Genomic DNA, 14,327 nt, shown 5'->3' on the forward strand with positions numbered 1-14,327 from the left:
TAGCGAAGTCGGAGGCAAACGCATCCTAATCGAAGCGCCGCGCCAGCGGTTCGCTGGCGCCGGAAATAATCAGCGCCGTGCGTGCGTGCCGGTTTATTCGCGTTCGATCGAGGCGCGGATCACGTGTTCGGCCGCCTGGTAGATATTCGGATCGCGCAGGATGTCGTACTGAAACGCACCGCCCGGCGTGGCCATCAGGTTGCCATCGCAATACACGCGGGCGTTCCAGTCGGCGCCGTGGCCCACGCTGTACGTGCCCAGGTAGCTGATGGCGCGGCCGTCGCGCTTGCGGGTGAAGGAACCCTTGATCGGCCACTGGTCGAGCCAGTACGACGCCATTTCGGCCGCGTAGCGGTTGGCGCCGTCAACGGTGCCGAATTCGGCCAATGGATACGATTGTTCATAGACCACGTCGCCGGCAGAAGACGCACCGCGGTAGATGCGGAAACAGGCATAGTAGCCGTTGTCCGCCGTGCGTTTGGGCGTGCAGACGATGTAGTGGCCTGCGTATGAGTAACTATGTGATTGCGCCATATAACCTCGCTAAGTGAACTGTTTGGCGCATCGCACCAAACCACCCGTAAGCTGCCTGGGCGATGTTTATAGAGCAAGAATAGCACAGGATTTCCTGGCAAGCCGGTTCAAACGTGCGCAACGACAAAAATAATATTGCGACGCAGCATGATGTGGCGCGGCGCGGGACGCGCTCAGGGCAGGCGGCCCCGGTAGCTTTGCGGCGCCAGTTCCTGCTGTGGCGCCAGCGCTTGCAGACGCTTGTACAGGACCCGGGTTTCCAGCAAATTCCACACGCGCAACATTGCCTCCAGCGTATCGAACGGCTTGGTAAGAAAGTCCTTGGCGCCCAGCGACAGTGCGCGGCGCTTGGCTTCGGCAGTAGCGTCGGCAGTGATCACCAGCACCGGGCGGAAGTCGTAGGGATCGCCGCGGCGCTTGAGGCGTTCGAGCACCGCATAGCCATCGAGGTCGGGCATCATCAGGTCGAGCACGATCAGGTCGGGATCGAAGGCGGTGTACAGGTCGAGCGCGGTGCGGGCGTCGGTGGTGCCGACCACGTGGGTCAGGCCCTCGGCAATGAACATGTCTTCCAGCAGCCGCAAATTGGCGGGCTGGTCGTCGATGATCAGGATGCGCGAAGCGAGTACTTGATTTTCCATCATGTAGATTTTCCGTGAGAATCGAGCAGGGCGAAGAACGCCGGGATATCGAGTGGTTTGGCCAGGTGCGGAACGTCGTTATTCGCCTCGCTGCCCAGGAGGACCACGGTGCCGGGCAGGGCCAGCCACTGTGCGCCGGCCAGGTTGGCTGCCAGCAGTACCAGGTCGGGCGGTTCGGCCTGCGCCACGGCCAGGCCTGCGGCGGCGTCGGCCACGGCGGTCACGCGCCAGTGCGGCCGGCGCTGGGCCAGCGTGGCCACCAGGATGCGCGTGGCGGGGTCCGCTTCCACGCACAGCAGGTGGCGGGTGCTGGCGCTGGTGGCCGGCACGGCCGCAGCGGGCGCTGGCTGGTCGGCCGGTTCCTGTTGGGCGGCCTCGTCGGTGGCCCCGGCGTTGGTCGCCAGCGGCAAGGTCAGCGTGAAGCGGCTGCCGGGCCCGGGCTTGTCGTGCAGGATGACGTCGCCACCCATGGCCTGCATCAGCGCTTTCGAGACTGCAAGACCGAGGCCGGCGCCCTCGGTCTTGCCACGTTCGGCGCCGAGGCGGTCGAACGGTGCAAACAGGCGCGTGCGCAGCGACGGCGTGATGCCGGGGCCGTTGTCGTCGATGTGGATGGCGGCCAGTTCGGCGCCGGGCGCCAGGTGCAGCGCCACGATGCCGTCAAGCGGGCCGTACTTGATGGCGTTCGACAGCAGGTTGAGCAGCGCCTGCAGCAGCCGCTGGCGGTCGGCCAGCACGGCCACCGCGAGGCCGGCGTGATCGTGGCGCAGCTGCACGCCGCGCTGGCGCGCCAGCGGCGCCATCAGCATCATCGCCTCGTCGAGCAGCGGCGCCAGCGCCACCGGCACGCATGCCAGGGTGAGCTTGCCGGCCTCGATGCGGCCGATGTCGATCACCTCGTTGATCAAGGCAAGCAGGTGCTGGCCGGCCTGGCGGATGTGTTCCGCATGTTCGCGTTCGCGCGGTTCGCGCAGGCCCGCTTCCAGCAGTTGCGCGTAGCCGAGGATGGCATTGAGCGGAGTGCGCAGCTCGTGGCTGGTGCGCGCCAAAAACTCGGTCTTGGCGCGGCTGGCTGCTTGCGCCGCCGAGGCGCGGCCGGCCAGCAGCACGCTGGCCTGGTGCAGGCGGTCGGCCAGCTGGCCCAGCTCGTCGGTGGTGGCCGGTGTGGGCTTGAGCGGCAGGTCGTTCGACAGGCGCTCGGCGTTTTCGGCGGCCAGGCGCACGCGCCGCACCAGCCCCAGGGTGAAGGTCAGCGTTGCCATCGCGCCAGCCATGCCGGCGCCAATCACGATCATCGCCATCCACAGGTTGCGGTTCGACGCCTGTTGCAAGGCCAATGTGCGCTGCTCGACCAGCGCGGCCTCGCGCAAATTCATCACGCCGATTTCGGTACGCAACTGGTCGAGAATCTGCTTGCTGCTGAGCAGATGTTCCTGCAACTCCGCCGTGCTGGCGTTGCGCTGCCCGCGCATCAGGTTCAGGCTGGCGAGCTTCTTGCGCAGCAGCGGTGTGATGCGCGCCAGGCTGGCCAGCTGTTCGGGATCGACGGCGCGCGCCTGCAAGCTGGCCAGGGTGGCCGGCAGTTGTTCGGCAGCGATGTGGTATGGCATCAGGAAATCGTCGCGACCGGTGAGCAGGTAGCCGCGCACGCCGGTGGCGGCCTCGGCGATCTGCGTGTGCAGGCGCTGGATATCGGCCTGGGCCTGCATGGTGCGCAGCATGTCGGCGGTGGCGGCAGCGGTATTGCGCTCGAGCGTGTAGCTGGTGGCGGCCGAGCCCACCAGCAGGGCCAGCGAGGCGACAATGATTGCGCCGCCCTTGAAGCCGAGCGACCAGTGACGCGGGTTCAGCCTTGCGAGCGCGCTCATGATCCGAGCCCCAGGTCGGCCGCGCGCACGGCGGCCTGGGTGCGGTCGTTCAGGTCCAGCTTGTGCAGGATGCGTTCCACGTGCACCTTGACGGTGCCGGCGGCGATGCCCAGGTGCTCGCCCATGGCGGCGTTGGTCCAGCCTTGCGGCAGCAGGGCGAGGATTTGCAATTCGCGCGGGGTCAGCGACTTGAGGATGGCGGCGGCCTCGGTGGCGCCCACGCGCGGCGCCGCCTGGCTGTTCGCCAGCGCCGCACCCAGCAGGGTGGACAGCGCTTGCAGCGTGAGCAAATCGTCGGGGTGGGGCGGCGGCGCGGCCGTGGCGCACAGCAGGGCCAGGATGCCGCGATGCTTGCCGTCCAGGCACAGCGGCACCAGCACTTCGAGGCCGGTGCGCTGCTCGCGACCGATGCGCAGTCCGCTCGGTACGTCCTGCCGCACCAGCGGCGCCACCGGCCCCGGCTGCAAGACGGTGTGCAGCGCCATGGCATGCGCCACGCGCGCGCCGACCGGCGGCACGTTGCCGTGGCTGGCCGCCACGTGCAAGGCGTCGTCCTTGAGCACCAGCAGCAAGCCATCGTCGAGCGAGAGGAAGGCCAGGGTCTTGGCCAGCACGGTGGCAAGCGCGGCGGGGCGCACGCCATCCTGGGCCAGTGCGCCGGCCGCGTCGGTGAGCAGGCGCCAGCGCGCGGCGCTGCTTTCGCTGTGGCGGTAACGGCTACGGATGGCGTGGGCGCTATCGGCAGGAGAAGAAGAGCTCATCGCATGCAACCAGTTTCATGTGTGGAGTCGCGAATTATATGCCACCCGGCATATGCCGCAACCCCCGGCCGGCAGATTTTTCAACGACCCGGGTCCGCGATACTCGATTCATTGGCAGACACCGACTGCCGATGATCCTCAACTACATGGAGCACATAATGAAAAAAGTCCTGATCGCCCTCGCCCTCGCCGCCTCGACCACCTTCGCTGTCGCCGACATCGCGCCGAAGTTCTACGCCGGCGTAGTCACCGCCCCGGTCAACGCCCAGGAAGCGGAAATCGCGGCCCTGTTCGACAAATGGAATGCGACCCTGGCCACCGGCAACCCGGCCAAGGTCGCCAGCCTGTACGCCAGCGACGCGGTGCTCGAGCCCACCGTGTCGAACGAGGTGCGCACCACCCCGGCCGCGATCGAAGACTATTTCGTCAAGTTCCTCAAGATGAAGCCGGTCGGCACCATCAACATGCGCCAGATCCGCATGCTGGGCAACGATTCGGCACTGGATACCGGTGTGTACACGTTCCGGGTGACGGTCGATGGCAAGCCGCGTGATGTGCAGGCGCGTTACACCTATGTGTACAAGAAGGTCGGCGGCGAATGGAAAATCCTGAACCACCACTCGTCGGCAATGCCGGAAGTGATCGCTGCCAAGTAAGAAAAATGGAAAAAGCCCCGCGGTAGCAGCAACTACCCGGGGCTTTTGGTCAATAGCTGGAGAAAGCATGTTTGACTGCTGACGATGATAATGAGCGATTCTTAAGCCAATCTTAGCTGCACTGCACCATTTATACATTTTCAACCTTGAAGCCACTTTTTGCCGCACCGTCCGGATGGTGTAGCATGTCGGGTGGCGCAGTGGGCGGGCGCATTTTGCCAGCCGCCGCCGGTACTTCAAGGAAAACCATGCAAATTAAAATTAACGACGTGTTGCGGGCCTACATCGAGCCGCTGACCGAGGCCGAGTACATGGCGCTCGAGCGCAGCGTTCTGGCCGAGGGCTGCCGCGACGCGCTGGTCCTGTGGCAGGACACCCTGGTGGATGGCCATAACCGTTATCAAATCTGCCAGGAACACGGCATTCCGTTCAAGGCCGTGGAAAACACCAGCTTTCGCGACCTCGACGACGTCAAACTGTGGATGATCGACAATAACCTGGGGCGCCGCAGCATTTCCGACTATCAGCGCGGCGTGCTCGCCCTGCGCAAGAAGGAAATCGTCCGCGCCCGCGCGCTCGAACTGGCCGCTGAGGCCGCCGCCGAAGACGCGGCCATCGCGCCACCGGACGGCGAAGCCAAGCCCAAGCCAGCCGCCATGCCGCTGACCTCGCGCGAAGACATTGCCCGCGCCGCGCGCCTGTCGAGCGCCACCATCAGCCAGATCGAAAAAATCCAGAAGACCGCCACGCCGGAATTGGTGGAAGCCGTGCGTTCGGGCACGATCTCCATCAACGCCGCGGCCACCGTGGCGTCGCTGCCGGAAGATGCGCAGATTGCCGCTGTTGCCGGCGGCAAGAAGGAATTGCAAAAAGCCGCCAAGGAAGTGCGCGAACTGCGCACGGCCGGCAAGCCGCCCAAGGAGGCCAAGGGTGCGCGTGAGGACGGCGAGCGCGATTACAATCGCAATCCCACCGAAGCGGACGAGCTGCGCCGTGAAAACGCGGCGCTGCGCGAAAAGAACGCGGCATTGCTCGAGGAAATTACCGCGTTGCAGCGGCGCATTTCCGAACTCGCATCGAGCTGATCCCTAGGTTGAACTGTTAATCCGGAGTTTGTCGATGCACCGATGGCGCGCCACGCTGGCCTTGCTTTGTTTTGTTCCCCTCAATGCAGCGCTGGCGGCCACGGCGGCGCCGTTTCCCCTGGCCGGCGCCGAGCTGGCCCGCATGCAGGCCCAGGCCAAGCGCGTGACCATCGTGCGCGACAAGTGGGGCATTCCGCACGTGTACGGCAACAACGATGCCGACGCCGTGTTCGGCCTGCTGTACGCCCAGGCCGAGGACGATTTCCGCCGCGTCGAACGCAATTACATCAACGCCCTGGGCCGCCTGGCCGAAGTCGAAGGCGAGGCCGAGCTGTACCGCGACCTGCGGATGAAGCTGTTCATCAACCCGGACTTTCTCAAGGCCCAGTACCGGCAGAGTCCCGCCTGGCTCAAAAAACTGATGGTGGCCTTTGCCGACGGCCTGAATTACTACCTGGCCACGCATCCCGAGGTCAAACCCGACCTGATCACCCGTTTCGAGCCGTGGATGGCGCTGGCCTTCAGCGAGGGCAGCATCGGCGGCGACATCGAAACCATCGATATCAAGCAACTCGAAGCCTTGTACGCGCATGGCGCCCACCCGTTGATGGCGCCGATTTTGCTGGCGGAGCAGGGGAGCGACCTCGATCACGAACCGGGCGGCTCCAACGGCTTTGCCATCGCGCCGGCGATCACCAAAAACGGCCACGCGCTATTGATGATCAACCCGCACACGTCGTTCTACTTCCGCCCCGAAGTGCAGGTGCACAGCCGCCAGGGGCTCAATGCCTACGGCGCCGTGACCTGGGGCCAATTCTTCGTGTACCAGGGTTTTAACGACCGGGTGGGCTGGATGCACACGTCGGGCGGCGGCGATGTCATCGACGAATACCTGGAAACCATCATCGACCGCGATGGCCAGTATTTCTACCAGTATGGCGACGAGCAGCGGCCGTTGAAGGCGGTTGACATCGCCCTGCCTTACAAGACCGCCAGCGGCATGGCCAGCAAGACGGTCAAGGTGTACTACAGCCACCACGGTCCCATCGTGCGCGCCAAAGACGGCAAGTGGGTTGCGGTCAAGCTGATGAACGAGCCGCTGAAGGCGCTGACGCAATCGTTCCTGCGCACCAAGGCGCGCAACTACAAGGAATTCTATCGATCGATGGATTTGCGTACCAATTCCTCGAACAACACCGTGTATGCGGATGCTGACGGCAATATCGCCTATTTCCACGGCAATTTCATCCCGCGCCGCAATCCAAAAATCGACTTCAGGCGCCCGGTCGATGGCAGCGATCCGGCCACCGAATGGCAGGGTTTGCACGCGGTGAAGGAAACCATCACGCTGTTCAACCCGAAAAACGGCTGGATCTATAACACCAACAACTGGCCCTACACGGCGGCCGGCCCCTACAGCCCCAAGGCCAGCGACTATCCGGCGTACATGTCGATGAATCCGGAAAATCCACGCGGCATCCACGCCGTGCGGGTGATGGAAAACCGCAAGGACTTCACCATCGACAGCCTGATCGCGGCCGCCTACGACAACCAGTTGCCGGCGTTCGAGCCGCTGCTGCCGCAGCTGTTTGCGGCTTACGATGCATTGCCGGCCGGCGACCCGCTGATCGCGTCATTGGCGCCGCAAATCGCCGCGCTGCGCGGCTGGGACATGCGCTACACGCTGGCGTCGGTGCCGACCTCGCTGGCGATTTATTGGGCGCAGGATCTGACAACCGCTTTCGGTCCGGCCGCCAAGGCCAGGGACGTGCTGGTGCTCGATTATATCCAGGCCGCGCTGACGCCGCGCCAGCGCCTGGAAGGGCTGGTGCGGGCATCGGACAAGCTGACGGCCGACTTCGGCACCTGGCAAACCGCGTGGGGCGAGATCAACCGCTTCCAGCGCCTGACCGGCGACCTGGCGCAGCCGTTCGACGACAGCAAGTCCAGCCTGCCGATTCCGTATGCATCGGCCAACTGGGGCGCGCTGGCGGCCTATGGCATGACCTCCAAGCAAACCACCAAGCGCATCTACGGCGAACGCGGCAACAGCTTTGTCGCCGTGGTGGAGTTCGGCCCGCGCCTGAAGGCGCGCAGCATCCTGGTGGGCGGCCAGAGCGGCGATCCCGCGTCGCCGTATTTTGCCGACCAGGCCGAGATGTTTGCCAGGGGACAGTTCAAGGAAGTGCTGTTTTACCGCGAAGACGTGGAGCGCAACGCCGAGCGCCGGTATCACCCTGGCCAGTAATAATTGTTGGTCATATGCAACGTTGTTAATTATTTTTTTGCGATGAATTCCAATATTGATATCGTAATCAATATGTCTTCGTGGAAATATAGATTCATCACTGCGGACACCCGGTAAAGCCTTATCCTGCTTGGGTGCGTGGTTTTTAGATAACTGTTCGAGCTTGCCTGACGCCGCCTTGGATTGTGTTACAGCCGAATTTTGCCTGTTTATCAGCATTAATATTCTATATAAGAAATATTAATTTCCGCTGATATAGTGATATCGATAGGAATGCTCAAGGGCAATTCCACTGGCTTTCACTCACTTTGGCAAGGCACACTCCATGAAAAATCTTAATATCGGCGTCCGCCTGGGCATCGGTTTCGGCATCGTATTGCTGCTCTTGGCGGTCACTACCGCGATCGCGGTCCTGCGCATGCAGGAAGGCACGGCGCTCACGGACCGGCTCATCAACACCAGTTACAAGAACCAGCGCCTGGTGGCGGAATGGGCCAAGGTCATCGAAATCAATGCGGTCCGTTCGTCCGCCGCCTGGCAGGCCAGTGACGCGGAAGATCAAAAAACCTACGAGGCCGGCATTGCCGCCGCGTCCGCCCGCGCGGGCGAGGTACAGGAAGAGATCAACAAGAGCATCCGCAACCCCGGCGTACGGGCCCAGTTCGACCAGGTGCTGCTCGCACGTACCGCGTATATCGATGCGCGCAAGCTGGTCTTTCAACTCAAGACCGCCGGCGACCTGGCGCAGGGCAAGATTGCCTACGATACCGGCCTGGTTCCCAAGGCTGCCGCTTACCTGGCCGAAGTGAACAAGCTGCAAACGCTGCAAGTGGCTGCTGCTGACGGCATTGCCAGCAATGTGCTGGACCTCTCGGTTTCCACCCGCAACGTCATCATCGTGCTGGGCCTGCTTGCGCTGGCGCTGGGCGTGGGCTTTGCGCTTTACATCACGCGCTCGATCACCGGTCCGATCAACCGCGCACTGCAAGTGGCCGAGACCGTTTCTGCCGGCGACCTTACCAGCGTGATCGTGGTCGATAGCCGCGACGAGACCGGCCGCCTGATGCAGGCGTTGAAGACGATGAACGACAACCTGGTCACCATCGTGGCCCAGGTGCGCAGCGGCACCGACACCATGGCTACCGCCTCGGCCGAAATCGCGGCCGGCAACCAGGACCTGTCGAGCCGCACCGAGCAGCAAGCCAGTTCGTTGGAAGAAACTGCCTCGTCGATGGAAGAGCTGACGGCCACGGTGCGCCAGAACGCCGACAACGCGCGCGAAGCCAACCGCCTGGCGCAGGACGCTGCCGGCGTTGCCAACCGGGGCGGCGCGGTGGTGGCCGACGTGGTCGATACCATGGGCTCGATCAACGAATCGTCGCGCAAGATCGTCGATATCATCTCGGTCATCGACGGCATCGCCTTCCAGACCAATATCCTGGCCCTGAACGCGGCCGTGGAAGCAGCCCGCGCGGGCGAGCAAGGGCGTGGTTTCGCGGTCGTGGCGTCGGAAGTGCGCAACCTGGCCCAGCGCTCGGCGGCAGCGGCCAAGGAAATCAAGGTCTTGATCGACGACTCGGTGCACAAGGTGGAAGCCGGCTCGGCGCTGGTGGACCAGGCCGGTCACACCATGAACGAAATCGTCCAGGGCATCGGCCAGGTGACCAGCATCATGGCCGAGATCACCAGCGCCAGTGCCGAGCAGAGCGCCGGCATCGAGCAGGTCAACCAGGCCATCACCGAGATGGACCAGGTCACCCAGCAAAATGCCGCGCTGGTGGAAGAAGCCTCGGCCGCCGCCGAAGCGATGCAGGACCAGGCAGCCGGACTGTCGCAGGTGGTGAGCGTGTTCAAGCTTGACGGCATGGCCCAGTCAGCCCCGGCACGGCAAGCCGTCAAGCGGGCGCCAACGCGCAAGCCGGCGGCAGCACCGGCGCGCTTGGCGGCAGCAGCCAAGCCTGCCACATCAGCATCAGCATCGGCACCGGTCCGCAAGCCGGCGCCAGCCAAGGCAGAAACGAACGAGTGGGAAGAGTTTTAAACAACGCCATTTATCAGCGATTCGTTTGCGCTGACTACATATCGAACTGGCCACCGCTACTACCGTGACTCCTGAGAGTTCTTTCAGGAGGTCACGTGCCCAGATACCGTGATGCCATTGCGGACGGTCTTGTAAGCGCGCTCTTGCGCTGGCAGCAAGATCGAGACAATTGGTTTGAAGTCGATCTTGAACTGCCATACGGCGTCGTACAACTTGCTGCCGAACTTGTGCTTGATCCACAGTCCGGCACGCTGGCACTGTTCGACGTTGCGATCTACCCGCTGGACGACATGATTTACCCGGTAGGCTCCTCGACCGTCGCATTTCTAGAAGCGATGCGCGACTTGCGGTATTTGGCGCGACAATACGGCTACGCCCATGTGCAAATTATGGGGGAACGCGTATCCAATAGTTCGTCCGCACGCCCTGGCCACAAAATTTGTGTTAGGTTGTGATGATAAGGAGGCCATATGAATACTCCCACCTATGAATATTTGCTTGCGGATATCAAACGCATGGCGTTTGCCACGCCGGAAGAGGCGCAGCACTACCTGTGCCAATCGCGTGCGTCTGTCATTTTGGCTATCAGGGTAACGCGCGCTGCCTTCGGGCTGTCGCTGGGACAGGCCAAGAAAGTGGTTGACCGGCATCCTGTTTGGCATCAGAAAGCCGTATTGGGCGGCCGCATACAAAACGTCGCGATGAAGGTCGCATTGCGCTATGGCGAACAATGCGAGCAGAGAGATCTGCTGCAGCGCTAAGTTATCTTTGCTGCTCGTATCAGGTCTGGATCAGATTCTCCGACTCTTCTCTCGTCAATAGCGGCGGCTCCGCCTCCGGCACGCCGGCCACCAGCTCCAGGTTGTCGATATTGTTGTTGCGTACGTTGCCGTCCTTGTGGCGCACGCTGGTGTAACGCTTGGGGTTGGGCAGGTACACTTCCGCCACCAGTTCGTGCACGTAGAACTCGCCGGTCCTGTTGCCGCCGCGCAGCTTGACGCGCAAGCCGTCCGGGTACAGGGTGGGGCGTACCGCGCTCACCTTGGGCCCGGCGCACATCAGTACCCGGCCGTCGCGCGAGATCTTGTACATGCCGCTGCCGGGGATGGGCTTGGCGCTGGCTACGGTGATCGAGTACAGCACCCCGAGGGCCAGGACGCCGGCGATAATGAAGACGATTTCCATCTTGGTGGGTGTGGTTGTGGTGATGGGGCGATACTAGCAGCTATATCGCATCGAGCGAGCGCCGAATATCGGCCTTTAAATCCCCTATATCTTCGATTCCAACCGACAACCGTATCAAGCCGTCGCCGATGCCGAGCTGCGCGCGTTGCTCGGGCGGGATGCTGGCGTGGGTCATCAGGGCAGGGTGCTCGATCAGGCTCTCCACGCCGCCCAGGCTTTCGGCCAGCGCAAACACCTGGCAATGCTCGAGAAAACGCCGCGCACCGGCCAGGCCGGTGTTCAGGTCGATCGAGATGATGCCGCCGTAACCGTCCATTTGCCGCTGCGCCAGCGCGTGCTGCGGGTGCGAAGCCAGGCCCGGATAGAATACGCGCCGCACTTCGGGCTGCTGTTCGAGCCAGGTGGCCAGTTCCAGCGCGCTGCGGCAATGGCGCTCCATGCGGATCGCCAGCGTTTTGACCCCGCGCAGTATCAAAAAGCTGTCGAACGGTCCGGCGATCGCCCCGACCGAGTTTTGCAAGAAACCCAGTTGCTCGCGCCAGCCTTGCTGGTGCGGCGCGCCGCCGACGATGGCGATGCCGCCGATCACGTCCGAGTGGCCGTTCAGGTACTTGGTGGCGGAGTGGACCACGATGTCGAAGCCATGCTCGAGCGCGCGCTGCACCAGCGGGCTGGCGAAAGTGTTGTCGGCCACGGCAATGATGCCGCGCTCGCGGCAAATGGCCGCAATCGCCCTGAGGTCGGCCAGCTTGAGCATCGGATTGGTCGGGGTTTCGACCCACACCATTCTGGTTTCCGGGCGCAGCGCGGCCAGCAGGTTGGCCGGGTCGGTGAGGTCCACGTAGGTAAAATCGTGGCCGCTGCTGCGCCGGCGCACCCGTTCGAACAGTCGGTACGTGCCGCCGTACATATCGTCGCCGGCAACGATGTGAGACCCGGCGTCGAGCAGTTCGAGCACGGTGGAAATCGCTGCCAGGCCCGAGGCGAACGCGTACGCCTGGGCGCCGCCTTCGAGGTCGGCCACGCAGCGTTCGAGCGCCCAGCGCGTGGGGTTGTGCGAGCGGCCGTAGTCGAGGCCCTTGTGCACGCCCGGGCTTCCCTGGACGTACGTGGACGTGGCGTAAATCGGCGGCATGATGGCGCCGGTGGAAGGGTCGGGCGCCTGGCCGGCATGGATCACGCGGGTGGCCAGCGCCTGCTTGAGATGGTCGTTCAAGAGAGCTTCCTTCGCAGGTGGTTGAGCAGGTCGAAGCGCGTGATCAGGCCGTAAAAAATATCGCCATCGGCCACCACGGCGGTGAGGCCGCTGTCGAGCACGGTGCGTAGTGCGTGCAGGTCGGCCTGTGGATGCAGCATGTCGAGCCGGCGCGTCATGGTGTCGCCCACGGTGCGGGCAAAGCGTTCGGGGTGGGTATCGACCGCCAGCAGCAGGTCCGATTCGTCGATGATGCCGGCCAGCTTGCCGCCGGCGATCACCGGCAACTGCGCCAGGTCGGCGGCGCGCATGCGGTTGAAGGCGATCAGCAGCGAGTCGTCGGGGGCCACGCTGACGACCTGTCCGGCATCGTAGCGGCGCCCGATCAGGTCGCGCAAATCGCGCTCGGGTGCGTGTTCGATCAGGCCCTGGTCCTGCATCCAGCCGTCGTTATAGACCTTGGACAGGTAGCGGGTGCCGGTGTCGCACACGAAGCTGACCACGCGCTTCGGCACCGTTTGCGCGCGGCAGTATTGCAAGGCGGCCGCGAGCAGAGTGCCGGTGGACGAGCCGCCGGCAATGCCTTCCTCGCGCAACAGCGTGCGCGCGGTGTCGAAACTTTGCTGGTCGGTGATGGTGTAGGCTTGCCTGACACCTCCGAAGTCGGCAATGGCCGGAATGAAATCCTCGCCGATGCCTTCCACCGCCCACGAACCGGAAGTCTCGCTGGCGTGGCCGGTGGCGATGTACTCGGCCAGGATGGAGCCGGCCGGATCGGCCAGGATAAAGTCCACCTGTGGCGCCACGCGGCGGAAGTAGCGGGTGAGGCCGGTGAGCGTGCCCGAGGAACCCACGCCCACCACGATGGCGTCGATGTCGTGGCCCATCTGCTCCCAGATTTCTGGGCCGGTGGTGGTTTCGTGGGCCAGCGGATTGGCGGGGTTGTTGAACTGGTCGGCAAACCACGCGCCCGGCAATTCGGTTGCCAGCCGTGCGGCAAAATCCTGGTAGTACTCGGGATGGCCCTTGCCCACGTCCGAGCGCGTGGTGCGCACTTCGGCGCCCAGGGCTTTCAGGTGCAATACTTTTTCGGCGGACATTTTGTCGGGCACGACCAGCAGCACGCGGTAGCCTTTCAGGCGTCCGACCAGCGCCAGGCCGAGGCCGGTATTGCCAGCGGTGGCTTCAATGATGGTGCCGCCCGGCTGCAGGCGGCCATCGGCCTCGGCCGCTTCGATCATGGCCATGCCGATGCGGTCCTTGATGGAGCCGCCGGGGTTTTGCGATTCGAGCTTGAGGAACAATTGGCAGGGGCCGGTGTCGAGACGGGTAATCTCGGCCAGTGGCGTGTTGCCGATCAGGGAAAACAGTGCGGGTGCGGACATCCGGGTCTCCTTGGGTCTCATGGTCAGAGCACGGCAAGTATGCCCTTTTTTTGTATGGCACGGTTGATGGCGTCTATAATCGCGCTCATTCTTTTTTGCGCGCCTCCGCGCTGCAGATTCACATTATTTTGGAACGTTATGGCTAGTCTTCACTTCAGGTATTCGGCGATGAACGCGGGCAAAAGTACCTACCTGCTGCAGGTCGCGCACAATTACAAGGAAAACGGCATGGAGGTGCTGCTGCTGACCTCCGCGCTCGATGGCCGCGACGGCTTTGGCGTGATCGCCTCGCGCATCGGCCTCAAGAGCGAGGCCACCACCTACAGTGCCGACACCGACTTTGCCGCGCTGCTGCAGGACGTGAAAGTCGCGTGTGTGCTGATCGACGAGGCGCAATTCCTCACGGTCGCGCAGGTGCATCAATTGCACTGGTGGGTCCACACCACCAACACGCCGGTGATGTGCTTCGGCCTGCGCTCCGATTTCCAGGGCAATCCGTTCCCCGGCTCGGCTGCCTTGCTGGCGCTGGCCGACAGCCTCGAAGAAATCAAGACCATCTGCAAGTGCGGCAAGAAGGCGACCATGAATATCCGCACCGACGAGCATGGCGTACGGGTGCGCGAAGGCGACCAGGTTCTGATCGGCGGCAATAGTGCGTACCGCCAGGTGTGTGCGCGTTGCTTCTATACCGTGGCCTGATGACACCTGCCAGGCAAGATCCGCTATTG

The 14,327-nt window shown here is 63.4% G+C and carries 14 protein-coding genes; 7 read left to right on the forward strand and 7 right to left on the reverse strand.

All coding sequences use genetic code 11. The features are described from left to right. Window positions 1–93 precede the first annotated feature (93 nt). The 4 genes from SR858_RS10155 to SR858_RS10170 all read right to left on the reverse strand — a co-directional run bounded on the left by SR858_RS10155 (window position 94) and on the right by SR858_RS10170 (window position 3,804). Entirely contained in the window at window positions 94–534 is a 441-nt protein-coding gene (locus tag SR858_RS10155; protein WP_019920665.1) for a hypothetical protein, read from the reverse strand. 173 nt (window positions 535–707) lie between these two features. Next, on the reverse strand, window positions 708–1,178 hold the full coding sequence (locus SR858_RS10160) for a response regulator (RefSeq protein WP_019920666.1): 471 nt from the start codon (window positions 1,176–1,178) through the stop codon (window positions 708–710). Further along, window positions 1,175–3,043, reverse strand: coding sequence for a sensor histidine kinase (locus tag SR858_RS10165; protein ID WP_019920667.1), 1,869 nt, complete (start codon window positions 3,041–3,043; stop codon window positions 1,175–1,177). The genes SR858_RS10160 and SR858_RS10165 overlap by 4 nt, the downstream gene beginning before the upstream one ends. Beyond that, window positions 3,040–3,804 carry a helix-turn-helix transcriptional regulator gene (locus tag SR858_RS10170; RefSeq protein WP_019920668.1) on the reverse strand — a complete coding sequence of 255 codons (765 nt, stop codon included), beginning with the start codon at window positions 3,802–3,804 and terminating at the stop codon, window positions 3,040–3,042. Before SR858_RS10170 ends, SR858_RS10165 begins: the two co-directional genes overlap by 4 nt. A 158-nt stretch (window positions 3,805–3,962) precedes the next feature. Between SR858_RS10170 and SR858_RS10175 the strand changes: the two genes are divergently transcribed. The 6 genes from SR858_RS10175 to SR858_RS10200 all read left to right on the forward strand — a co-directional run bounded on the left by SR858_RS10175 (window position 3,963) and on the right by SR858_RS10200 (window position 10,595). After that, window positions 3,963–4,460, forward strand: a complete 498-nt coding sequence (locus SR858_RS10175) for an SgcJ/EcaC family oxidoreductase (RefSeq protein ID WP_019920669.1) — start codon at window positions 3,963–3,965, stop codon at window positions 4,458–4,460. A gap of 248 nt (window positions 4,461–4,708) precedes the next feature. Beyond that, complete coding sequence (locus SR858_RS10180) at window positions 4,709–5,545, forward strand: hypothetical protein (protein ID WP_019920670.1); 837 nt, start codon at window positions 4,709–4,711, stop codon at window positions 5,543–5,545. A gap of 34 nt (window positions 5,546–5,579) precedes the next feature. Then, a complete protein-coding gene (locus SR858_RS10185) occupies window positions 5,580–7,793 on the forward strand; it encodes an acylase (protein ID WP_019920671.1) in 2,214 nt (737 codons plus the stop codon). A gap of 325 nt (window positions 7,794–8,118) precedes the next feature. After that, on the forward strand, window positions 8,119–9,834 hold the full coding sequence (locus SR858_RS10190; protein WP_019920672.1) for a methyl-accepting chemotaxis protein: 1,716 nt from the start codon (window positions 8,119–8,121) through the stop codon (window positions 9,832–9,834). Window positions 9,835–9,929: 95 nt separating this feature from the next. Beyond that, entirely contained in the window at window positions 9,930–10,289 is a 360-nt protein-coding gene (locus SR858_RS10195; protein ID WP_154819786.1) for a hypothetical protein, read from the forward strand. A gap of 15 nt (window positions 10,290–10,304) precedes the next feature. Further along, window positions 10,305–10,595 carry a hypothetical protein gene (locus SR858_RS10200; RefSeq protein WP_019920674.1) on the forward strand — a complete coding sequence of 97 codons (291 nt, stop codon included), beginning with the start codon at window positions 10,305–10,307 and terminating at the stop codon, window positions 10,593–10,595. A 19-nt stretch (window positions 10,596–10,614) separates the two neighbouring features. Here SR858_RS10200 and SR858_RS10205 read toward each other — a convergent pair whose 3' ends face one another. The 3 genes from SR858_RS10205 to SR858_RS10215 are packed head-to-tail and all read right to left on the reverse strand — an operon-like array spanning window position 10,615 to window position 13,599. Continuing rightward, window positions 10,615–11,019 (reverse strand): HNH endonuclease, encoded by a 405-nt coding sequence (locus tag SR858_RS10205; RefSeq protein WP_019920675.1) that lies wholly within the window; start codon window positions 11,017–11,019, stop codon window positions 10,615–10,617. Between the two features lie 40 nt (window positions 11,020–11,059). After that, window positions 11,060–12,235: a trans-sulfuration enzyme family protein gene (locus tag SR858_RS10210; protein WP_019920676.1), complete on the reverse strand. Its 1,176-nt coding sequence runs from the start codon at window positions 12,233–12,235 to the stop codon at window positions 11,060–11,062. Beyond that, complete coding sequence (locus tag SR858_RS10215) at window positions 12,232–13,599, reverse strand: pyridoxal-phosphate dependent enzyme (RefSeq protein ID WP_019920677.1); 1,368 nt, start codon at window positions 13,597–13,599, stop codon at window positions 12,232–12,234. Before SR858_RS10215 ends, SR858_RS10210 begins: the two co-directional genes overlap by 4 nt. Window positions 13,600–13,737: 138 nt before the next feature. Here SR858_RS10215 and SR858_RS10220 point away from each other — a divergent pair, with 138 nt between their 5' ends. Next, window positions 13,738–14,298, forward strand: coding sequence for a thymidine kinase (locus SR858_RS10220; RefSeq protein ID WP_019920678.1), 561 nt, complete (start codon window positions 13,738–13,740; stop codon window positions 14,296–14,298). Window positions 14,299–14,327 lie beyond the last annotated feature (29 nt).

Origin of the sequence: Duganella zoogloeoides, from assembly GCF_034479515.1 — a bacterium.
Lineage (GTDB): Bacteria > Pseudomonadota > Gammaproteobacteria > Burkholderiales > Burkholderiaceae_D > Rugamonas > Rugamonas zoogloeoides.

Excerpts from the sequence above, each read along its gene's own strand:
- SR858_RS10205 (WP_019920675.1), bottom strand. The coding sequence starts at position 11,019 with ATGGAAATCGTCTTCATTATCGCCGGCGTCCTGGCCCTCGGGGTGCTG.
- SR858_RS10160 (WP_019920666.1), bottom strand. The coding sequence starts at position 1,178 with ATGATGGAAAATCAAGTACTCGCTTCGCGCATCCTGATCATCGACGAC.
- SR858_RS10165 (WP_019920667.1), bottom strand. The coding sequence starts at position 3,043 with ATGAGCGCGCTCGCAAGGCTGAACCCGCGTCACTGGTCGCTCGGCTTC.
- SR858_RS10180 (WP_019920670.1), top strand. The coding sequence starts at position 4,709 with ATGCAAATTAAAATTAACGACGTGTTGCGGGCCTACATCGAGCCGCTG.
- SR858_RS10185 (WP_019920671.1), top strand. The coding sequence starts at position 5,580 with ATGCACCGATGGCGCGCCACGCTGGCCTTGCTTTGTTTTGTTCCCCTC.
- SR858_RS10220 (WP_019920678.1), top strand. The coding sequence starts at position 13,738 with ATGGCTAGTCTTCACTTCAGGTATTCGGCGATGAACGCGGGCAAAAGT.
- SR858_RS10215 (WP_019920677.1), bottom strand. The coding sequence starts at position 13,599 with ATGTCCGCACCCGCACTGTTTTCCCTGATCGGCAACACGCCACTGGCC.
- SR858_RS10175 (WP_019920669.1), top strand. The coding sequence starts at position 3,963 with ATGAAAAAAGTCCTGATCGCCCTCGCCCTCGCCGCCTCGACCACCTTC.
- SR858_RS10200 (WP_019920674.1), top strand. The coding sequence starts at position 10,305 with ATGAATACTCCCACCTATGAATATTTGCTTGCGGATATCAAACGCATG.
- SR858_RS10190 (WP_019920672.1), top strand. The coding sequence starts at position 8,119 with ATGAAAAATCTTAATATCGGCGTCCGCCTGGGCATCGGTTTCGGCATC.
- SR858_RS10170 (WP_019920668.1), bottom strand. The coding sequence starts at position 3,804 with ATGAGCTCTTCTTCTCCTGCCGATAGCGCCCACGCCATCCGTAGCCGT.
- SR858_RS10155 (WP_019920665.1), bottom strand. The coding sequence starts at position 534 with ATGGCGCAATCACATAGTTACTCATACGCAGGCCACTACATCGTCTGC.